Genomic DNA, 20,173 nt, shown 5'->3' on the forward strand with positions numbered 1-20,173 from the left:
GCCCCCTCGGAATCAATACCCCCGGGGGTATGTTGGAACCGCTGCCACCCCCTTGCAGCAAGGAGGCCCACCGTGTTCTTCGCCCAGTACTACCTCGACTGCCTGTCCCAGGCCGCCTACATGATCGCCGACGAGACCACGGGCAGGGCCGTGGTCGTCGACCCGCGCCGGGACGTCTCCGAGTACCTCGCCGACGCCGAGGCCCACGGCTTCACCGTCGAGGGCGTCATCAACACCCACTTCCACGCAGACTTCCTCGCCGGCCACCTGGAACTGGCCGCCCGCACGGGCGCCTGGATCGGCTACGGCCGCCGCGCCGAGGCCGAGTACCCGATCCGCAAGCTGGCCGACGGCGAGCGCATCAGCCTCGGCGACGTCACGCTGGAGATCATGGAGACCCCCGGGCACACCCCGGAGTCCATCAGCGTCCTGGTGTACGAGCACGCGGACGACGCCGTCCCGTACGGCGTGCTGACCGGCGACGCGCTCTTCATCGGCGACGTCGGCCGCCCCGACCTGCTCGCCTCCCTCGGCGTGACCGCCGACGAGCTCGGGAAGATGCTCTACGACAGCGTGCAGAACAAGCTGATGTCCCTGCCGGACGAGGTGCGCGTCTTCCCTGCCCACGGCGCCGGCTCGGCCTGCGGCAAGAACCTGTCCACCGAGCGCCAGTCCACCATCGGGCAGCAGCGCGCCACCAACTACGCCTGCGCGCCGATGAGCGAGGAGGACTTCGTCGCCATCGTCACCGAGGGGCAGCCCTCCGCCCCCGGCTACTTCGTCTACGACGCGGTCCTCAACCGCAAGGAGCACGAGCTCTTCGACCCGGCCGCGGTGGCCCCGCCGCTGTCCGCGGCCGACTTCCTCGCACGCCGCGGGGCGGGGGCCGTGGTCGTGGACACCCGCGACCCGCTGGAGTTCGCCGCCGGCCACCTGCGCGGATCGGTCAACGTGCCCGCCGACGGCCGCTTCGCCGAGCAGGCCGGCACCGTCGTCACCCCGGACCAGGACATCCTGGTCGTCGCGCCCCAGGACCGCGAGGAGGAGATCGTCACCCGGCTGGCCCGCATCGGCTTCGACCGCGTCGTCGGCTACCTGCGCGAGCCCGAGGGCGCCTTCGTCACCGTCCCGGACGAGATGGAGCACGCCTCCCGGCTGACCGTCGCCGACCTGCGCCAGGCCCTGAACGGCACCGAGCCGCCGACCGTGGTCGACGTGCGCAACCCCTCCGAGCGCCAGGAGGGGCACATCCCCGGCTCGGTGAACATCCCGCTGGCCGAGCTGCCCGGCCGCCTGTCCGAGATCCCCGCCGACCGTCCCGTCGTCGTGCACTGCGCCGGCGGCCACCGGTCCTCCATCGCCGCGAGCCTGCTGCGCCACCACGGCCACGGCGACGTCTCCGACCTGCTCGGCGGCTACGGCGCCTGGCTGGCGGCCGAGCAGCCGGTGCAGGTCTGACCGGACCGGACCGGATCCGGACCGGATCCGACCGGACCGGGTGCCGGGGCGGGGCGCGTGCGCAGCCGCACCGCCCCGCACCGCCCGCCGAGCCGCCCGCCGCACAGCCCGCCGCACCGCCCGCCGCCCCGGCGCCGCCCGGGGGCGGGCGGCGCCCGGCACCGTCCGACCACCCTTCCGACCGTCAGGAGCCAGAACATGACCACGCAGAACGCACCCGCCGCCACCGAGGGCACCGCCGCGTCCCGCCTGCCGCTCATCGGCGACAAGGCGCCGCGCTTCGAGGCCGACAGCACCCACGGGCCGGTCAAGCTGGAGGACTACGCCGGCCGCTGGCTGCTGCTCTTCAGCCACCCCGCCGACTTCACCCCGGTGTGCACCACCGAGTTCATCGCCTTCACCGAGCTCGCGGACGAGTTCGCCGCCCGCAACGTGGCCCTCCTCGGCAACTCGGTGGACTCCGTCCACAGCCACATCGCGTGGGTCCGCTCCATCGAGGAGAAGCAGGGGGTGCGCATCCCCTTCCCGATCATCGCGGACCTGGACACCGCGGTCTCCCGCGCCTACGGCATGCTCCATCCGAACACCTCGGGCACGGCCGCCGTCCGCGCCGTCTTCGTCATCGACCCCGAGCAGACCGTGCGGGCCGTCCTGTACTACCCGATGAACGCAGGCCGCATGATCCCCGAGATCCTGCGCCTGATCGACGCGCTGCAGACCTCCGACCGCGACGGCGTCTCCTGCCCCGCCAACTGGAAGCCCGGCGACGACGTCGTCCTCGGCGCGCCCCGCACCCAGGAGGAGCTCGACGCACGGCTCTCCGACTCCTCGGTCAAGCTCGCCGACTGGTACCTGGCGTTCAAGTCCGGCAACCCCGCCTGACCCGACCTGCCCCGAACCGGGCCGGCCCGGCCCGCCCGACCCGAGCCGGCCCGCCCGTCCCGGAGGGGCGCCGGGCGGGAACATCCTGACACCGCGCCCCGTTATACCCCCACGGGTATACGACGAGGAGGAACCGTGGCCACTGTGGAACTGACCAAGGACAACTTCGACGAGGTCGTGACGGGCGGAGGCATCGTGCTCGTCGACTTCTGGGCCGCCTGGTGCGGGCCGTGCCGGATGTTCGCGCCGGTGTTCGAGCGGGTCTCGGAGCGGCACGAGGACGTCGTGTTCGGCAAGGTCGACACCGAGGCGCAGCCGGAACTGGCCGGTGCGTTCCAGATCTCCTCCATCCCCACGCTGATGGTGGTCCGGGACAAGGTGGTCCTGTACTCCCAGCCCGGCGCGCTGCCGGAGCAGGCACTGGAGGAGCTCGTCACCAAGGCCCGCGAACTCGACATGGACGAGGTGCGCCGCCAGCTGGCCGAGCAGGGCTCCCGGGCGTGAGCGCACCGGGACCGGAAGGCCCGGTCGGCACGGGCCCGGTCGGCACGGGCACGGACGGCGACCCCCGGCCGCGCGCCGGGGGCGGGGAAGGAGCGGTGGACGTGGACAGCCGGGAGTGGGACGAGCGCTACGCCTCCCGCGAGCTCGTGTGGGGCGCGGAGCCCAACCGGTGGCTGGTGCGGGAGGTTGAAGACCTTGCGCCGGGACGTGCGCTCGACCTGGCCGCGGGCGAGGGGCGCAACGCCCTCTGGCTCGCGGACCGCGGCTGGCGCGTGACGGCGGTCGACTTCTCGCGGACCGCCCTCGACCGCGGCCGCCGGCTCGCGGCCGGACTGCCCGCGGAGGCGGCCGGCCGCATCGACTGGGTGCACGCGGACGTGTGCGACCACGAGCCGGAGGACCGCGCGTTCGACCTGGTCGCCGTCGTCTACCTGCACCTGCCGGCCGACCGGCGGCGCGTGGTGCTGCGGCGCGCCGCCGGGGCGGTCGCTCCCGGCGGGGTCCTGCTCGTCGTCGGGCACGACACCACCAACCTCACCGAGGGCGTGGGCGGGCCGCAGGACCCGGACGTGCTGTTCACGCCGGACGACGTCCTCGCCGACCTCGCGGACTCCGGGCTCGAGGCCGTGCGCGCCGAACGCGTCCGCCGCCCCGTCGAGACCGCCGACGGCGGCACGGCCCGCGCGGTCGACGCCCTGGTGCGGCTGCGCCGCCCGCGGCAGGAGCCGGACCCGGCCTCGCCGTGACCCGCCGGGCGGGGCGCCCGCCGCGCCTCCGCCCCACGGCCCTTCCGCCCCACGGCCTTTCCGCGCCACCGCCCTTCCGGGCTTCCGGCACGGGGAGCTCCCGGGGCGGGGGCTTCCGAGACGCCCGGTGCCGGGCGCGGTTCACCCCGGGCCGCCCCGGCGCCGGGCCGCTGCCGCTCCGGTGCCGGGCCGGTGCCGCTCCGGTGCCGCTCCGGTGCCGGGCCGTCGTGCCCGTGCGGAGGGGGCCTTCAGCTCCAGGGGGCGGGGCCGGGCAGGGCGATCTCCGCCCAGATGGTCTTGCCTCCCTGGGTGTGGCGGGTGCCCCACCGCTGGGCGAACTGGGCGACCAGGAGCAGGCCGCGCCCGCCCTCGTCGTAGGTGCGGGCCCGGCGCAGGTGCGGGGCGGTGCTGCTGCCGTCGGACACCTCGCAGACGAGGACCCCGTCACGGATCAGGCGCAGCCGGACGGGCGGGCTCCCGTAGCGGATGGCGTTGGTGACCAGCTCGCTGACCACCAGTTCGGTGGTGAAGGCAGCGTCCTCCAGCCCCCAGGCCGTCAGCCGTTCCGAGGCCATGGAGCGTGCCCGGGACACGGCGGCGGGGTCGGAGGGCAGCTCCCAGGAGGCGACCTGGTCGGCGTCGAGGGCCCGGGTGCGGGCGACGAGCAGGGCCACGTCGTCGGTGGTCCGCTCGGGCAGCAGGGCCCGGGTCAGGGTCGAGCAGGCGTCCTCCAGGGAGGGGGCGGGCCCGGCCAGGACCCGCAGCAGTTCGTCGGTCCCGGTGTCGATGTCGCGGCCGCCGGCCTCGACGAGGCCGTCGGTGTAGAGGACGAGGATGCTGCCCTCGGGCAGTTTCCGCTCGACGGACTCGAAGGGCAGGCCGCCCACCCCCAGCGGGGGCCCCGGGGACAGGTCGACCAGGCCCACGGCGCCGTCGGGGGTGACCAGGGCGGGCGGCGGGTGACCGGCGCTGGAGACGCAGCACAGGCGCGAGACCGGGTCGTAGACCACGTACAGGCAGGTGGCGACGAGGTCGGTGACGACCTCCAACTCCGGTTCGGTGCCGGTGTTCTCCTCGGCCGCCAGGTGGGCGACCAGGTCGTCGAGGTGGACGAGGAGCTCGTCGGGGGGCAGGTCGACGTCGGCCAGGGTGCGCACCGCGGTCCTCAGCCGGCCCATGGTCGCGGAGGCGCGGAGCCCGTGCCCCACCACGTCGCCGACGACCAGGGCGACCCGGGCGCCGGAGAGCGGGATCACGTCGAACCAGTCCCCGCCCACTCCGGCCCGGGAGCTGGCCGGGAGGTAGCAGGAGGCCACGGACACCGCCTCCTGCACGGCGGGCCGCTGCGGGAGGAGGCTGCGCTGCAGGGCCAGGGCCGTGGCGCGCTCCCGGGTGTAGCGGCGCGCGTTGTCCACGGACACGGCGGCGCGGGCCGCGATCTCCCCGGCGAGGCGCAGGTCGTCGTCGTCGAAGGGCTCCGGGTGCCGGTGGCGGACGAGCACCGCGACGCCCAGGGTGATGCCGCGGGCCCGCAACGGCACCGCCATGATCGAGTGCACCCCGAACCGGTGGACGGTCCCCATCCGCGAGGGGTCGCGGGCGCCCCACTTCACGACGGCCTCGTCCAGGACGCTGTGCTGCGAGGGCCGGCCCGTGGCGAGGCAGACGGCCGGCGGCGAGTCCTCCGGGTAGTAGTCCAACTCGCCGGGCTCGGTGACCGCTTCGGGAACGCCGGGGAAGATCGACGCCTGCGCGGCGCGGCGCAGCGGGACGGTGCCCGCGAACGGCTTCGGCTCGCTGCCCCGGAACAGCGGGTCCAGCAGGTCGACGGTGACGAAGTCGGCGAGCCGGCCCACCGCCACGTCGGCCATCTCCTGGGCGGTGCGGGTCACGTCCAGGGTGCTGCCGACCTGCGTGCTGACGTCGTTGAGCAGCGCGAGGCGCTCCCTGGCCCAGTACTCCTCGGTGGTGTCGAGCACGGTGAGCTCCACCCGGTGGACCCGGCCGGCCGGGTTCCTGAGCGGGGACAGGGAGACGGACCAGACCCGCTCGCGGGAGCCGGCCGGGGTGCCGACGTGCACCTCCAGGCGTCCGGGCTCGCCCGTCTCCAGCACCCGGAGCATGCCGGCCTCGACCTCCCGCCGCACGGGGGTCGGCAGCAGGTCGGTGACGGGCAGGCCGCGCATCCGCTCCTCGGCCAGGCCGGCCTCCCGGGCCAGCCCGTCGCTCGCCCGCAGGATCCTCAGGCGCTCGTCGCAGACCGCCACGGGCAGGCGGCACTGCAGGAAGGCCTCCTCGGCCGTCCGCCGGTCCGCCTCCCGCTCGTCGGCGGTCCTGGTCTCCTCCGCCGGGCCGCCGGGCCGGCCCTCCTGCCGCGACGCGGTCACCCGGTCCGCCGGAAGGGCCACGACGAGCCACTGGAGTGCGCCCTCGTCGTTCAGGGACGGGTGCACCTCCAGCCACACCGGCAGCGTGCGGCCGTCCCGGTGCCGCAGCTCCGCCGTTCCGCTCCACCCGGCGGACCTCGCGAGCAGGCGCCCGGTGGCCCGCGGCACGTCCGGGCCGAGCAGGCGGTCGACGGGACTGCTCACGGCCTCCTCGCGCGAGTGGCCCAGCAGCCGCTCGGCCCCCTCGCTCCACCCGACGACGATCCCCCGGGCGTCGACGACCGCGGTGGCCGAGAACGCCGGGAACGGGGGGCCGCCGGGGCCGTCGCCGAGGGTGGCATCGTGCATGTCCATCCGTCGCCCATCCTGCTCCCGCAGATTCCGTGCACGGGGACCGCCTGCGAGGACGCGGTTCGGCAGGAGGCGTCAGGGCCCGCCGCGTTGACACCTTTCCTCACTCTAACCACGCTTTGCGCGCCCCCGCAGTTCGGCGGCGGGCCCGCCGCGGCGGGCCCGCGGAGGCGTCCGGCGCCGGTCGGAGGAGGCGTCCGGACCGGGGCGGGAGAGGCGTCCGGTGCCGGTCCGGAGAGGCGGACGGCCCCTGCCCGCACCGCTCCCGCCGGCACACTTCGAGGTGTGCCGGCGGGAGCGGTGGCGCACAGGGGCCGGACGGCGGGAACGGGAAGGCCGGTGCCGCGGGGGCCGGGCCTCGAACGGGGTGGGGGGCGGACTCAGCGGTCCGAGTAACTCAGCTCCCCGACCGTCCAACTGCTCACTTCGTCCAGGGCGATGCGGTACATGCCTCCGGTGTCGGGGAGGCCGAAACTCCCCTGCAGGATCCGGGCGAGGTGCAGGTGCAGGTGGGTGGGCCGCCCGTCGCCGGAGGAGGACGGGGGCCCGTCCGCCCCGGCGGGGGTGAAGAGGGTGGCGAACGACTTGAGGCGCTCCGAGTCGCCGAGCACCTCGGCCACCCGGGCCCTCCACACCGCCTCCGGTGCCAGCCGGCCGGTGATGACGGCACCGGGGACGACGACGGTGAGGGGCATCTGGTTGCTCTGTTCCGACTCCACCAGGGCGGCGATGTCGACGAGCAGCGTGTCTGGCTTGGCCATGCGGGCAGAGTAACGCGCCCGTCCACCCCGCGCCGGGCCGTTCCGGGCGCAGTTCGGGCTTTCCGCCCGCCCCTGTCCCGCCCTGTCCCGTCCCGGCCCCTGCCCCGTCCCCGGCGCGGGGGTCGGTGCCGGCGCCTCCGCCGGCACCGTGCCCCGGGAGCCCTGAACGCGTACCGCCGGGGGCACCGGGCGAGGGGTTTCGGCGGGAGGCCCCGCGGTGCCGCCGGCGACTGGCGGAGAGAGCCGGTGGGGGCGCACGCTGGAGGGAGAGGGCGTGGAGGTGAACGACATGACCATGAACGTCGTCGGGCAGCACATCGAGATGGAGTTCCAGGAGGACAGCCAGCGCACCAGGGCGGCCGCCCTGCTCCGCCTCCCGGACGGAACGGAACTGAGGGCGCACGGGCAGGCCAAGCGCAACCCGATCGACCCCGCGCAGCCACGGGTCGGGGAGGAGATCGCCGCGGCCAGGGCACTGACGGACCTGGCCCACCAGCTGATGGAGAAGGCGGCCGTGGAGATTGAGGACAGCACGCACAAACCCGTGCGCTCGCTCGTCTGACCGTCCGCGGGATCCGCCCGGGCCCCCGCAGGCGGCCCGGGCGGCGCCGTGCCCCCCACCCCGCCCTCTCCCTCCGCCCCCGAGCCCTCCCGCCCGGAGCCCCGCGTGCCTTCCGGCGCGTCGGCGTACCGCCGCCGGGCGGCCCGGCGCGGGCCGATAGCCTGGCGAGGACGGATGCGCGCGGAACGGGGGCGGGACATGGCCGATGCGGTGATCGTCGGGACCGGGCCCAACGGCCTGGCCGCCGCGGTGGTGATGGCCCGGGCGGGCCTGGAGGTCGAACTGCGCGAACGCGCCGACGAGATCGGCGGCGGACTGCGCACCGTCCCCCTCTTCGACGACGACGTCGTCCACGACATCTGCTCCGCCGTCCACCCCATGGCCGCGGCCTCCCCCTTCTTCCGCGAGTTCGACCTCGCCGCCCGCGGCGTGGAGCTGCTCAGCCCGGAGATCAGCTACGCCCACCCGCTCGACGGCGGACGCTCCGCCCTCGCCCACCGCGACCTCGACGCCGCCTGCGAGGCCCTGGGGCCGGACGGCCCGCGGTGGCGCCGGCTGATGGAGCCCCTGCTGCGCCACGGCGATGGCGTCGTGGACTTCCTCATGGCCGGTCAGCGCAGCCTCCCCGCCGACCCGGTGGTGCCGCTCCTGCTGGCCGGCCGCATCCTGCGGCACGGAACCCCGCTCGCCGCGCGCAGCTTCACGGGCGACCGGGCGCCCGCGCTGCTCACCGGCGTGGCCGCGCACGCCGTCGGCCGGCTCCCCACCCCGGAATCGGCCGCGGTCGCCCTCCTCCTGGGGCACCTGGCCCACACCCCGGCGGGATGGCCGCTGCCGAGGGGCGGCAGCGCGCGCATCGCGGAGGCCATGGCCGCCGACATCACCGCACACGGCGGGGTGTTCCGCACCGGAAGCCCCGTCACCGACCTGCGCGAGGTGCGCGGCGCACGGGCGGTCCTGCTGGACACCGCGCCCAAGGGGTTCCTGGCGATGGCCCGCCCGCTGCTGCCGCCCCGCTACGCCCGCGCCCTGGAGCGCTTCCGGTACGGGCCGGCCGCGGCCAAGGTCGACTTCCTGGTCTCCGAGCCGATCCCGTGGGCCGACCCCGAGGTCGGCCGGGCGGGCACCGTGCACCTCGGCGGCACCCAGGCCGAGATGTTCCGGCAGGAGACCCTGACCGCCGGGGGCACGGTCACGCCCGACCCCTTCGTGCTGCTGGTCGACCCCGCCGTGGCCGACCCCGGGCGGGCCCGGCCCGGCCGGCGCCCGGTGTGGGCCTACGCCCACGTGCCCAACGGCTCGGACGTCGACCCGGTCGCCCTCGTCCGGTCCCGCATCGAACGCTGGGCCCCCGGCTTCGGCGACACGGTCCTCGCCGAGCGGGCGATCGGCCCGGCCGAGTACGAGGAGTACAACCCCAACTACGTGGGCGGCGACATCGGTGCGGGCGCGGTCACCCTGGCGCAGGCCCTGCTGCGCCCGGTGCCGCAGGTCGACCCGCACCGCACCCCGCTGCGCGGCGTGTACCTGTGCTCGGCCTCCACCCCGCCGGGCCCCGGTGTCCACGGCATGTCCGGGTACCTCGCCGCCCGGTCCGCGCTGCGCCGCGAGTTCGGGATCCGCGACCTGCCGTCGCTGGCCCCGGCGGACAGCCGCGCGGGGGCCTGAACCGGGCCTGTCCGGGTGGGGGCGGGGAGCCGGGCCTACAGGGGCATGCGGCTGCCGAGGCGGCCCTCGAGGTGGAGGAGGAGCTCGCCGAGCAGCCGGGCGAGTTCGTCCTGGCCGGAGCGGCCCATACCGGCCAGCAGCGCCGCCTCGTAAGCGAGTTGCTCGGGCAGCAGCCGGTCGACCAGTTCCAGGCCGGTGTCGGTGAGGGAGACGTGGGCGACGCGGCGGTCGCGTTCGTCGGCGCGCCGGGCGATCAGGCCGCGCTCCTCCAGTTGCCGCAGCCGTTTGGTGACGGCGGCACCGGAGGCGAAGGTCTCGCGGGCGAGACGGCTGGGAGTGAGGTCGCGGCCCGTGCGGCGGAGGGTGCCCAGGATGTCGAACTCGGCGCGGCTCAGGCCCTCGTCGGCGAGCGGGGCGTCGGCGGCCTGCTGCAGCAGGGCGGAGCAGCGGTTGAGCCGGCCGATGAGCGCCATCGGGGCGGTGTCGAGGTCGGGCCGGACGTGCTGCCACTGGCGCAGCACCCCTGCGACGATGTCCTCCACGGCCCTGCGCCCCTTCCTCGGCCCGCGCCGTCCGGGCGGGTGCCGTCGATCCTATGCGGCCGGGGCCGCCCGGTCGGCGGTCAGCCGCCGGACGAGGGCCGCGAGGACCTGGTGGCCGCTCCGTTCGGCGAGGGCGACGCGCTCGGCGGGCAGGGCCCGCTGCCACCACTCGCCGGAGGCGACGTCGTAGGCCTCGCGCAGCTCGATGAGGGCGACGGCGAGACGGTCCCGGGCCCAGGCGGTCTCGTCGTCCCCGGCCCGGACGCCCCCGCCGTCGGCCCCGCCCCCGGCCGCTTCGCCCCTGCCCGCGGCCGCTTCTTCCCGGCCGGGCCCGGTGCGCAGCAGCCGCTCGGCCTCCCGCTGCGCGTCGGCCGCGCGGTCCAGGGCGGCGTCGATCCGGTTCGCGGCCCGCCGGTTGGTGACCAGGACGGCGGCGAGGAGCCCCGCCGCGACACCGATGACGGTGTCGATCAGCCGGTCGGTGACCAGCTCGCGGGCGGGCTGGTACCCGGCGAACTCCACGAGCAGCAGCGCCATCTGCGTCACGCACACCGACCCCAGCCAGTAGTTGCGGGTGATCAGTGCCTCGGCGCCGAACTGGCACAGCAGGGTGACGGCCACCAGGGTGACCACGCCGGACCGGGTGACCGGCAGCAGTGCGACGAAGGCCGCCAGCCCGAGGAGGGTTCCGACCGCGCGCTGCAGGCCGCGGCTCCAGGACAGGGTGACGTTGGCCTGGAAGACGGAGGCCGCGGTCACGACCGCCCAGTACGGGCGGCCGACCCCCAGGGCCATGGAGGCCCAGCCCGCGGCGGCCGAGCCGACCAGCAGCCGGGCGCCGACCGGCAGCAGGGGGGAGCCCGGGCCCAGCGCGCGGGCCAGGGCGCGCATGCCGCGGGGCTTGCCGGGGTCGGGGCTGCGCAGCTTCCTGCGCCCCGCTTCGCGGTCCGCGGCGACGCCGGCCGGTTCGGTGCGCCCGGCACGGGCGGGCAGCGGGCGGTTGCGGCGCAGGTCGTGGGCGAGGGCGAGGAGTCGCCCGGCCTCCGCGGCGGAGTCGGCCGGGGTGCGGGCGAGGACGGACTCGGCGCGGACGAGGATCCGTTCGAGGGTGGCGCGGGACCCGGCCCCGGCCGGGGTGCGGGCGGGGACGAGGAAGAGGGTGTGCCAGGCGGCGGTCACCGCGGACGCGGTGGTGTGCCGCAGGCGTGGCAGGTCCTGCCGGTCACCGGTCAGCAGCCGGGCGGCCGCCTCCAGGGCGCGGGCCACGGCGAGGCGCTGCGGCCCCTGCGGGCGTACGAGGCCGGGCGCCATGACGACGATCCAGGCGCACGCGGCGCCGCCGGCGGTCAGCAGCAGGTGGAAGGGGACGTCGCCGAGGCGCTGGGGCGTGAAGGCGCAGCTGGACGCGATGAAGGTGAAGATCAGGTTGCCGGGCGGCCCGATGCGGGTGGCGTCGCAGACCAGCTTGTGGGCCGCGGCCAGTGCCGCGCAGACGGCGACCAGCACTGCGGTGGAGGAGACCACCGCCGCGGCCGTCAGGGCGACGGCGACACTGGCGATCATGCCCAGGCAGACCCAGGCCGTCGCGCGGGCCCGGGCGGCGTAGGGCAGCCCGTGGGCGTAGAGGGCGCAGAGGCTGCCGCCGGAGGTGTACAGGACGAGGTCGAGCCGGTCGAGGGGGAAGAGGAACAGCAGGGGGACGACCGAGGCGGCGACCACGCTGAGGGCCGGCTTGTGCCAGATGTCACCGGGCCGGTTCAGGCGCAGCGCGCTCCGGAGCGGCAGCGGGTGGATCCGCTTCCGCCGGTTCGGTTCGTCCGTTGTTGCCACGACGCAACCTTAACAGGTGTTTTACTCGTGAAATGATTCCTGGTTGTCCGAAAGGGTCCACCGGACAGGCGTACCACTCAGGACACCTGTCGGACACCCGGAGGAGATGGCGCCATGACCGGCCCTTCCGCGCTGGAGCTCGACGCCCTGTGGCAGGAGTTCCACGAAGTCGTCAACATGACCTCCCAGGAGCTGGCCCACTGGCTGGAATCCCGTCCGGCCGGGGAGCGCACCGCCGTCGGCGAGGGAGTGCTCGCGCTGCTCCAGAAGTCCCGCGCCGAGCTGCGCGAGGAGGACCTGCAGGTGATGTACGCCGTCGTGGACACCGTGGAGCACGAGGGCGCCGACGGACTCGACGGCCCCGGCGGGCGGGAGAAGAGGCACCGCCTGATGGCGGTCGGCCACGACCCGCTGCGGCCCACCGGCCCGCCGTCGTCCCTGCTGTGATCCGCTGCCGCCCCTCCTGCGGCCCACTGCCGGAGGACCGGCCGGAGCACCTGCCGGAAGAAGGGGTCTCCACGGGTGTCCCCACGAGGGTCTCCGCGGCGGAAGCGCGGAGGCGGACGGGGCGCGCGGGGCGAAAAGGGGCGCAGGATACTGCACCGTTTCCGGAACCCGTGATCAACATGGGAATTCTGTCCGGATTGCAGTCGTTGTCTCCTTCGGAGTGGGAAAGCGAAGCCCCGTGACCCACTCGTTCAGAGCGACCGTTATCTTCGCAAGGGAGCACGCATGGCAACCCGTGCCGTCGCCCGTCGTCGATCAGACGGGGTCAGCAACGTCCGCAGCAGGAGCGGCGAGACGGCGGACCGCGACCTGGTCGGCATGTACCTCGACGAGATCGCACGTACCCCGTTGCTGGATGCGGCGCAGGAGGTCGACCTCTCCAAGGACCTCGAAGCGGGCCTCTACGCCGAGCAGCTGCTCGCCGAGGGCAAGACGTCCGAATCGGGAGCGACCGAGGACGAGCTCAAGGCCCTGGTCGCCGCAGGGGAGCGGGCCAAGGACATCTTCATCCGCTCCAACCTGCGGCTCGTGGTGGCCGTCGCCCGCCGGTACCCGCGCAGCGGACTGCCCCTGCTGGACCTGATCCAGGAGGGCAACGCCGGCCTGGTCCGGGCCGTGGAGAAGTTCGACTACCGCAAGGGCTTCAAGTTCTCCACCTACGCGACCTGGTGGATCCGGCAGGCCATCACGCGGTCCATCGCCGACCAGTCCCGCACCATCCGCCTCCCCGTCCACCTGGTGGAGGAACTGGGACGCATCCGCCGGGTCCAGCGCGAGTTCAACAAGGAGCACGGGCGCGAGCCCGAGCCCGCCGAGATCGCCGGCGAACTGGACACCACCCCCGAGCGCGTCGTCGACGTGCTCGACTGGGCCCGCGACCCGGTCAGCCTCAACATGTCCGTCGACGACGAGGGCGAGACGCAGTTCGGGGACCTCGTCGAGGACACCTCCGCCGCCTCCCCCGAGGAGTCGGTGCTGGTGATGCTGCGCCGCGAGGAACTGGAAGACCTGATCGGCCGCCTCGACGACCGCACCGCCTCGATCATCCGCTCCCGGTACGGGATCGAGGACGGCCGTGAGCGCACCCTCACCGAGGTGGGCAAGCAGCACGGCCTGACCCGTGAGCGGATCCGCCAGATAGAGAAGCACGCACTCGTGGAACTGAAGAGGATGGCCCGCGCCACCGGTTTCGAAGCGGCCTGACCCCTTCTCCTGCCCCTCGACGGAGCGGGGCGGGCACCACGGTCACGACAGCAGGACCGACAACCCGAACAGCACGGCGGTGCGCCCCGTACGGCGGACGCACCCGCAGGAGCCGGCCCCGGTGCGCCCCCAGAGCGCCGGGGCTCCTGCATGCCGGGGCACCGCCCCTCCGCCGACGGCCCGCAGGCCCCGCCTGCGGCCCGCGGCCCGCAGGCTCCGCCGCGGCCCGCCGTTCCGGGAGCCGTACGCTGGAGGGCATGAGCAGCAGCACGTCCGAACCCGCCCGTCCGCGTCCCGCCCTCGTCTTCGACGACCCGCTGGAGCGGCAGAGCACGGACGACACCGACCTCGGATGGGGCGAGCGGGCGAACCGGGCGGACGACGACCTGGCCCGCTTCCTCGACGAGAAGCCGCCGCACCACCTGTAGGCCGGGCCGTCACCCGCGGGCCGGACGGCCCCGCGCCCTACTGGCGGGGGAGTTTGCCGACGGCCCGGTCGTCGCGGCCGTGGACACCGGCGTTGCGCTGCTCGAGCAGCAGGTCGCGGATCTCGCCGAGCAGCTGGATCTCGGTCACCTCGACCGGCGTTGCCTCCACCGGGGCCTTGGCGGCCATGCGCTCCTTGTACTTGTTCATCGGCAGGATCATCAGGAAGTAGACGACCGCCGCGGTCATGAGGAAGGTCAGCGCCGCGCTGATCACCGAGCCCCACAGGATGTAGACGCCCGTCACGTCACCGGTGGCACTGACCTCGCACGGCCCCTTGAGGCAGGACCGGTAGTGGTCGAGGTTCGAGGTGCCGAAGGCGCCGACTATCGGGTTGATGACGCCCTTCACCACCGCGTTGACGATGCTGGTGAAGGCCGCACCGATGACGACCGCGACGGCCAGTTCGACCACGTTGCCGCGCATCAGGAACGCCTTGAAGCCGGCGAGCACGCCGTTGTCCTTGCTCATCTGCCAGAGTCTCTTTCGTCAGCCGGGGACCGGGGGACCGGTCCGCAAAGTTACGGCACCCCGGGCGGTGGCTGTCCAACCCGCTCGGCGGGCCCCGGGGCGCGGGCGACGACCAGGGACAGGGAGGACCCGGCGGCGGCACCGGCCAGTTCGGCGGCCGTCGTGCGCGGCACGGCGATCACCACCAGTGCTCCCCCGGCCGTTCCCCCGCCGCGGTCCTCCTCCTCGGGCACGGCCACCACCCGCGCCCCCGAGGCCACGACCCGGGCCCGGACGGCGGCGGGACCCGCCGCGTCCCGGTCCCGGAACACGGTGCCGCCCGGGGCGGGGCCGGCCAGGACGTCGATCCGGTCGCCGGGGCGCACCAGCCGCACGGCCGAGGCGTCGGCGATCCGCACGGGCGCGGCGACGACGTCCCGGCCCGCAGCCCGGGCGGAGGACCCGCCCGGGGCGGGGGAGGCCGCGCGGAGGAGCTGCGAACCGACCAGGTCGCGGACGGTCAGCGGGGCACCCCTGCGCAGCGGGCCGGTCAGCGTCCGGCCCTCGGCCTGCGCCGCCCGGTGCACCGCGTCGTCGGGGGCCCGGTCGAGCGGCATCCGCGCCACCTCGAGGTCGCCGCGGTCCACCCGCGATCCGGCGGGCAGGTCACGGGCCGCCACCAGCACCGGCCGGGTTCGCGGCGCAGTCGAGGACCCCGCCGAGGTCGCGGCCAGGGCCGCCGCGGCGGCGGCCAGGACCACGACCGTCATCAGCGGTGCCCGGGACCGCCGCCGTGGTGATCGACGCGGCCACCGCCGGCCGCCGCCCGCCCTGATGGGCTCGAACGCGGGGACCGGTACGGCGGGCGGGACCCGCCGCAGGGGCAGCGTCCCGGGCACCCCGCCGGGATGCCCGGGCTCGGAAGCGGGCGGATGCGCGGACGGATGTGCGGACCGGGGAGAGGACGGGTGCGCGGGCACGGCGGTCACCGCCTGACGGGTCGGGGCTGTCGGCTCCGCACACTGTGGCCCGGGACGCGGCCCGGCGGGCCGCAGGTGCCCGGAGCTGTGGATCCGTCCACAGGTTGTGGACGGATCCGCCGCCCGGGAGAGTGATGCGGGGCGAGGGGCAAGGGACGGGGAGGGGCGGGGGACGGGACTGCCCGTCGCAGCCGTCCGCGCCCGCGCACCCACCCGTCCGCGCGCCGCCGCCCGTGCCGTCCGCGCGTCGCCGGTGCCGCCGCGTCCGGCTACGGCAGGGGGATGCCGGGGTCCATGCTGCCGCGGGCGTGCGGGCACAGCGTGCAGTCCTGCTCCACGGGCAGCTTGCCGACGACGTCGAAGAGCGTCGTGCGCAGCCGGTCGACGTTGGCGGCGAAGACCTCCATGACCTCCTCGTGGGAGACGCCCTCTCCCGCCGCCGCGCCCGCGTCCAGGTCGGTGACCAGGGCCAGCGAGGTGTAGCACAGGCCCAGCTCGCGGGCGAGGACGGCTTCGGGGTGGCCGGTCATGCCGACCACCGACCAGCCCTGGGCGGCGTGCCAGCGGGACTCGGCGCGGGTGGAGAAGCGCGGGCCCTCGATCACCACCATGGTGCCGCCGTCCACGGCGTCCCAGCCGGCGCCGCGGGCGGCGGTCACCGCGGTCTCCCGGCCGACGGGGCAGTAGGGGTCGGCGAAGGCGGTGTGCACCACGCGGGGCACGAGGCCGTCGGGACGCGGCTCTCCGTCGAAGTAGCTCTGCGTCCGGGACTTGGTGCGGTCCACCAGCTGGTCGGGGACGAGGAGCGTGCCGGGCCCGTGCTCGGGGTGCAGTCCGCCGACCGCGCACGGCCCCAGGACCTGCCGGGCGCCCACGGAGGCGAGCGCCCACAGGTTGGCGCGGTAGTTGATGCCGCTCGGCGGCAGGTGGTGCCCGCGACCGTGCCGGGGCAGGAAGGCGACCCGCCGCCCGGCGACCTCGCCGAGGAAGAGGGAGTCGCTGGGCGGGCCGTAGGGGGTCTCGACGGTGACTTCCGTCACGTCGTCGAGGAAGGAGTAGAAGCCGGATCCTCCGATGACGCCGATGTCCGCCCGGTCGCCGTTGCTCTCTCGCACCATGCCGGTCACCCTAACGGCAGCCCGGCACGCCGCGGGCCCCGCGCCGGAGAACCGGTGACGGGGCCCGAGGGACGCCGCGCGTCAGGCGGCGGAGGTGCTGCCGGCCGTGCTCGTGGAGCTGCTGCCCGAGCCGGACGACGAGGACGACGAGGAGGATGCGGACGCGCTCGACCCGCTGCTCGACGAGCTGTCGCTGCTGCTCTTCGCCGCGGGCGTGGAGCTCGACGAGCTGCCGCGGCTGTCGGTCCGGTAGAAACCGGACCCCTTGAAGACCACGCCGACCGCGGAGAAGACCTTGCGCAGGCGCCCGCTGCAGGCGGGGCACTCCGTCAGCGCGTCGTCGCTGAACTTCTGCACCACCTCGAGGCCCTCGCCGCATTCGGTGCACTGGTACTGGTACGTCGGCACTTGCTCCTCCTGGCACTCTCACCTATTGAGTGCTAACGATGGTCCATGGTGCAGCATTCCCCGGGGTTTAGTCCACTGGCGTCCGTCCTTCAGGTACGTGGCGTCGGTCGCAGCAGCCTGCGCGCCATGAGCAGCAGCACGAACGCGCAGCCCGTACCGACGGCCGGGACGGCCAGGCCGGCCCGGGCCCCCACCAGGTCCGCCAGCTGCCCGGCGACCGTGCTGCCGGCCGCCAGGCCCAGCCCGACGGCGCCGGTCAGCCAGGTGAACGCCTCGGTCTTCGCGTTGTCCGGCACCACGACCTCGGCCAAGGTGAAGCCGGTGATCAGGGTGGGGGCGACGGCCAGGCCGCACAGCAGGGCGACCGCGCCCAGCGGCAGCGCCGAGCGGGCCGTCCACAGGGGGGCCGCCGCCAGCACCAGCAGTGCGTAGGTCACCAGCAGCTGCCGGTCCAGCGCGCTGCGGCGGCGGACCGCCCCGTACAGCACGCCGGCGGCCATGCTGCCGCCGGCGAAGACCGCGTACAGCCAGCCGGCCAGCCCCGGGTCGCCGGTCTCCCGGGCGAACGCCGCCAGCGACACCTGGAGCGAGCCGAACACCGTCCCGATGCCCAGGAAGGCGACGACCAGCAGCCGCAGCCCGGGGGCCGACATGGCCCCGGCGTGCCGGGTGCCCGGACGGGCGCGGCCGGTCGCGGGCGGGGCGCCGGTGCGCTGCGCGGCGAACAGCAGCCCGCCGGCCAGGACTAGGGCCGCGGTGGCGGCGAGCCCCGCCGCCGGGTGCACGGCCGTGCACAGCGCGGTGGTGACCACCGGGCCGACGACGAAGGTGAACTCGTCGGTGACCGACTCGAAGGCGAAGGCGGTGCCGGTCAGCGGCGACGGCCCCAGGCGCGTCATCCAGCGGGAGCGGATCATCGGGCCGATCTGCGGGGTGGTCCCGCCCGCCGCGAGCGCCGCGGCGAACAGCGCCCACAGCGGGGCCCCGGCCAGGGCCAGGGCGGTGAGGGCCGACACGGACAGGGCGTGCGCGACGGACGCGGGCACGACGACCGCGGCCTGCCCGCGGCGGTCGGCCAGCCGGCCGACGTGCGGGCCGGCCAGCGCCTGCGCGATCGCCGCGGCGGCGGCCACCGCGCCGGCCGTCCCGTAGGAACCGGTGGTGTGCTCGAGCAGCAGCACGATGCCCAGGCCGAGCATGGCGTAGGGCAGGCGGGCAGCGAACCCGGGGACCAGGAAGCGCCAGGCCCCGGGGGTGCTCAGCAGCGCCCGGTAGCCGTGGGAGCCCGCGGACGCGCCGCCGGGGGCGGCCTGCGGGGCGGGCGGGGCCGTGAGGGCCTTTGCCGTTGCCGTCGCCGTCGCCTCCGTCGCCGCCGGTCCGGGCGGCGCCGTGCCGCCGGGGGAGGGGTCGTGCTCGTTCGGGGGGACCGTAGGGCTGGACGCCACGGTCGGGTCCTTCCTGCCGCCTGGTAGCGGGCCCGGCGTGTGGGGCCGGGTCCGCCGAGAGCCGTCCTCTTCGCGTCAACCGGGGTAGATACCGGGTCCTGCGCCCCGGTGCACGGGGGGACCGCGGCCGCCGATCGGTCGCGCCGGCCCTGCCTCAGGCAGAGTGCGTGTTGCGTACCCGCCCAGGATAGGGGTCCGTCCGCCGCGTGCCCGCCCGGGGCCGGACCGGTTCGTCACGGTCCGGTGGCGTTCGGCCGCACTCGGGACCGATCAGGACCGTTCATTCGCGCCCGGTCGTGTTCGGTCGTGTGCGGATGTGTTCGTGCACGTCCGCACCGGCCCGGGCGGACGGGATCGGGCCCGGGCCTCTCAGGCGCCGAGCCAGCCGGCCAGCTTGCCGCCGCGGCCGACGGCGCGCAGCCGCTCCTCGGTGCGGTCGCGCACCGCGTCGGTGGTCACGACCAGCAGGTCGTCCCCGCGCCGCAGCATGGTGCTCGGCGCGGGCACGAAGCTCTCGCCGTCGCGGACGACCAGGGTGACGGAGGCCCCGGCCGGCAGCCGCAGCTCGCCCACCTCGACGCCGTGCATCCGCGACCGGGAGGGGACCGACACCGACAGCAGGTGGCCCCGCAGCCGCTCCAGCGGCGCGGACTCGATGTCCAGCTCCCGGGCCGACTCGTCGTCGCCGAGCCGCAGCTTCCCCGCCACCCACGGCAGGGTGGGCCCCTGGATCAGGGTGAAGACGATGACCAGGACGAAGACGATGTTGAACACCCGGGAGGCGTCCTGCACCCCGGCCACCATCGGGATGGTGGCCAGCACGATCGGCACCGCGCCGCGCAGACCCGCCCACGACAGCAGCACGTGCTCCCGCCACGGCCGCCGGAACGGCAGCAGGCTGACCAGTACCGACACGGGGCGGGCCACCAGTGTCAGGACCAGGCCGATCACGATCGCCGGGACGATGTCGTCGAGGAGGTCGTGCGGGGTGACCAGCAGGCCGAGCAGGACGAACATGCCGATCTGGGCGATCCAGGCCAGGCCCTCGGCGAAGCCGCGCACGGCGGGCCGGTACGGCACCTGGGCGTTCCCCAGGATCAGCGAGGCGATGTAGACGGCGAGGAAGCCGCTGCCGTGCAGCAGGGCCCCGCCCGCGTAGGCGAGGACGGCCAGCGCCGTCACGGCGATCGGGTACAGGCCGGAGGAGGGCAGGGCGAGCCGCTTCAGGCCCAGCACGCCCGCCTTGCCGACGGCGATGCCCACGACGAGGCCGATGGCCAGCTCGGCCGCTATCACGGCGGCCAGCACGTACCAGTGCTCGACCGGGCCGGCGGTGGAGAAGGCGACGACGAGGATGACCACCGGGGCGTCGTTGAATCCGGACTCGGCCTCCAGGAGGCCGTTCAGCCGGGCGGGCAGGGGGACCCGGCGCAGCACGGAGAAGACCGCGGCCGCGTCCGTCGAGGAGACCACCGCGCCCATCAGCAGCGACGACTGCCAGTCCAGGCCGACCAGGAAGTGCGCGGCCGACGCGGTGACCAGGACGCTGACCACCACGCCGACGGTCGACAGCACCGCCGCGGCCGGCACCGCCGGCCTGATCTCCTGCCACTTCGTGCCCAGGCCGCCCTCCGCCAGGATCACCACGAGGGCGGCGTAGCCGATGACCTGGGTCAGTTCGACGTTGTCGAAGGAGATCCCGAGGCCGTCCTGCCCCATGGCCACGCCGATCCCGAGGTAGACCAGCAGACTGGGCAGTCCGCTGCGGGTCGACAGGCGTACGGCGACGACGGCCACCAGCAGGACGGCGGCCGAGACCAGCAGGAGTTCGTTGAGGTGGTCGACAGTCAGGATCCCGCCCCTTCTCGCATGAATTTCGTTGCCC

General features: G+C 75.1%; 19 protein-coding genes. 9 read left to right on the plus strand and 10 right to left on the minus strand.

Going from position 1 to position 20,173, the window contains the following annotated elements; all coding sequences use genetic code 11:
- Positions 1 to 72 precede the first annotated feature (72 nt).
- The 4 genes from GQS52_RS15900 to GQS52_RS15915 all read left to right on the plus strand — a co-directional run bounded on the left by GQS52_RS15900 (position 73) and on the right by GQS52_RS15915 (position 3,590).
- Entirely contained in the window at positions 73 to 1,458 is a 1,386-nt protein-coding gene (locus GQS52_RS15900; protein WP_182314064.1) for an MBL fold metallo-hydrolase, read from the plus strand.
- A gap of 198 nt (positions 1,459 to 1,656) precedes the next feature.
- On the plus strand, positions 1,657 to 2,340 hold the full coding sequence (locus GQS52_RS15905; RefSeq protein WP_182314065.1) for a peroxiredoxin: 684 nt from the start codon (positions 1,657 to 1,659) through the stop codon (positions 2,338 to 2,340).
- A 135-nt stretch (positions 2,341 to 2,475) separates the two neighbouring features.
- Positions 2,476 to 2,844, plus strand: coding sequence for a thioredoxin (gene trxA, locus GQS52_RS15910; RefSeq protein WP_182314066.1), 369 nt, complete (start codon positions 2,476 to 2,478; stop codon positions 2,842 to 2,844).
- 101 nt (positions 2,845 to 2,945) lie between these two features.
- Complete coding sequence (locus GQS52_RS15915) at positions 2,946 to 3,590, plus strand: class I SAM-dependent methyltransferase (RefSeq protein WP_182314067.1); 645 nt, start codon at positions 2,946 to 2,948, stop codon at positions 3,588 to 3,590.
- Positions 3,591 to 3,838: 248 nt separating this feature from the next.
- On the opposite strand, the gene GQS52_RS15920 is transcribed toward GQS52_RS15915, so the two are convergent.
- Together GQS52_RS15920 and GQS52_RS15925 are read right to left on the minus strand one after the other, a co-directional pair.
- Complete coding sequence (locus tag GQS52_RS15920) at positions 3,839 to 6,331, minus strand: SpoIIE family protein phosphatase (RefSeq protein ID WP_182314068.1); 2,493 nt, start codon at positions 6,329 to 6,331, stop codon at positions 3,839 to 3,841.
- A gap of 377 nt (positions 6,332 to 6,708) precedes the next feature.
- Positions 6,709 to 7,089 carry a hypothetical protein gene (locus tag GQS52_RS15925; RefSeq protein WP_182314069.1) on the minus strand — a complete coding sequence of 127 codons (381 nt, stop codon included), beginning with the start codon at positions 7,087 to 7,089 and terminating at the stop codon, positions 6,709 to 6,711.
- A 289-nt stretch (positions 7,090 to 7,378) separates the two neighbouring features.
- On the opposite strand from GQS52_RS15925, the gene GQS52_RS15930 reads away from it, so the two are divergent.
- Complete coding sequence (locus GQS52_RS15930) at positions 7,379 to 7,651, plus strand: DUF1876 domain-containing protein (protein ID WP_182316490.1); 273 nt, start codon at positions 7,379 to 7,381, stop codon at positions 7,649 to 7,651.
- Positions 7,652 to 7,849: 198 nt separating this feature from the next.
- Complete coding sequence (locus GQS52_RS15935; RefSeq protein WP_182314070.1) at positions 7,850 to 9,319, plus strand: NAD(P)/FAD-dependent oxidoreductase; 1,470 nt, start codon at positions 7,850 to 7,852, stop codon at positions 9,317 to 9,319.
- A 35-nt stretch (positions 9,320 to 9,354) separates the two neighbouring features.
- Here the strand turns inward: GQS52_RS15935 and GQS52_RS15940 are convergent, their stop codons facing one another.
- Positions 9,355 to 9,861, minus strand: coding sequence for a MarR family transcriptional regulator (locus GQS52_RS15940; RefSeq protein WP_259370808.1), 507 nt, complete (start codon positions 9,859 to 9,861; stop codon positions 9,355 to 9,357).
- Between the two features lie 51 nt (positions 9,862 to 9,912).
- A complete protein-coding gene (locus tag GQS52_RS15945; RefSeq protein ID WP_259370809.1) occupies positions 9,913 to 11,691 on the minus strand; it encodes an FUSC family protein in 1,779 nt (592 codons plus the stop codon).
- Between the two features lie 114 nt (positions 11,692 to 11,805).
- Here GQS52_RS15945 and GQS52_RS15950 point away from each other — a divergent pair, with 114 nt between their 5' ends.
- The 3 genes from GQS52_RS15950 to GQS52_RS15960 all read left to right on the plus strand — a co-directional run bounded on the left by GQS52_RS15950 (position 11,806) and on the right by GQS52_RS15960 (position 13,829).
- Positions 11,806 to 12,138 (plus strand): DUF3140 domain-containing protein, encoded by a 333-nt coding sequence (locus GQS52_RS15950; protein WP_182314071.1) that lies wholly within the window; start codon positions 11,806 to 11,808, stop codon positions 12,136 to 12,138.
- A 285-nt stretch (positions 12,139 to 12,423) separates the two neighbouring features.
- Positions 12,424 to 13,401 (plus strand): sigma-70 family RNA polymerase sigma factor, encoded by a 978-nt coding sequence (locus tag GQS52_RS15955; protein ID WP_182314072.1) that lies wholly within the window; start codon positions 12,424 to 12,426, stop codon positions 13,399 to 13,401.
- A gap of 257 nt (positions 13,402 to 13,658) precedes the next feature.
- Positions 13,659 to 13,829, plus strand: coding sequence for a hypothetical protein (locus tag GQS52_RS15960; protein WP_182314073.1), 171 nt, complete (start codon positions 13,659 to 13,661; stop codon positions 13,827 to 13,829).
- Positions 13,830 to 13,866: 37 nt separating this feature from the next.
- Here GQS52_RS15960 and mscL read toward each other — a convergent pair whose 3' ends face one another.
- The 6 genes from mscL to GQS52_RS15990 form a co-directional block, all read right to left on the minus strand.
- Positions 13,867 to 14,358, minus strand: coding sequence for a large conductance mechanosensitive channel protein MscL (gene mscL / locus GQS52_RS15965; protein ID WP_182314074.1), 492 nt, complete (start codon positions 14,356 to 14,358; stop codon positions 13,867 to 13,869).
- Between the two features lie 50 nt (positions 14,359 to 14,408).
- On the minus strand, positions 14,409 to 15,107 hold the full coding sequence (gene cpaB, locus GQS52_RS15970) for a Flp pilus assembly protein CpaB (RefSeq protein WP_259370810.1): 699 nt from the start codon (positions 15,105 to 15,107) through the stop codon (positions 14,409 to 14,411).
- Positions 15,108 to 15,586: 479 nt separating this feature from the next.
- Positions 15,587 to 16,435, minus strand: a complete 849-nt coding sequence (locus GQS52_RS15975) for an S-methyl-5'-thioadenosine phosphorylase (RefSeq protein WP_182314075.1) — start codon at positions 16,433 to 16,435, stop codon at positions 15,587 to 15,589.
- Between the two features lie 81 nt (positions 16,436 to 16,516).
- The gene (locus tag GQS52_RS15980) at positions 16,517 to 16,843 is read right to left on the minus strand and encodes an FmdB family zinc ribbon protein (RefSeq protein ID WP_182314076.1); all 327 of its coding nucleotides are present in this window, start codon (positions 16,841 to 16,843) and stop codon (positions 16,517 to 16,519) included.
- A gap of 89 nt (positions 16,844 to 16,932) precedes the next feature.
- On the minus strand, positions 16,933 to 18,108 hold the full coding sequence (locus GQS52_RS15985) for an MFS transporter (protein WP_259371127.1): 1,176 nt from the start codon (positions 18,106 to 18,108) through the stop codon (positions 16,933 to 16,935).
- 549 nt (positions 18,109 to 18,657) lie between these two features.
- The gene (locus GQS52_RS15990) at positions 18,658 to 20,163 is read right to left on the minus strand and encodes a potassium/proton antiporter (protein WP_259371128.1); all 1,506 of its coding nucleotides are present in this window, start codon (positions 20,161 to 20,163) and stop codon (positions 18,658 to 18,660) included.
- Between the last annotated feature and the right edge of the window lie 10 nt (positions 20,164 to 20,173).

It is taken from the genome of Streptomyces sp. SCUT-3, assembly GCF_014083985.1.
Classification (GTDB): domain Bacteria; phylum Actinomycetota; class Actinomycetes; order Streptomycetales; family Streptomycetaceae; genus Streptomyces_H; species Streptomyces_H thermolineatus.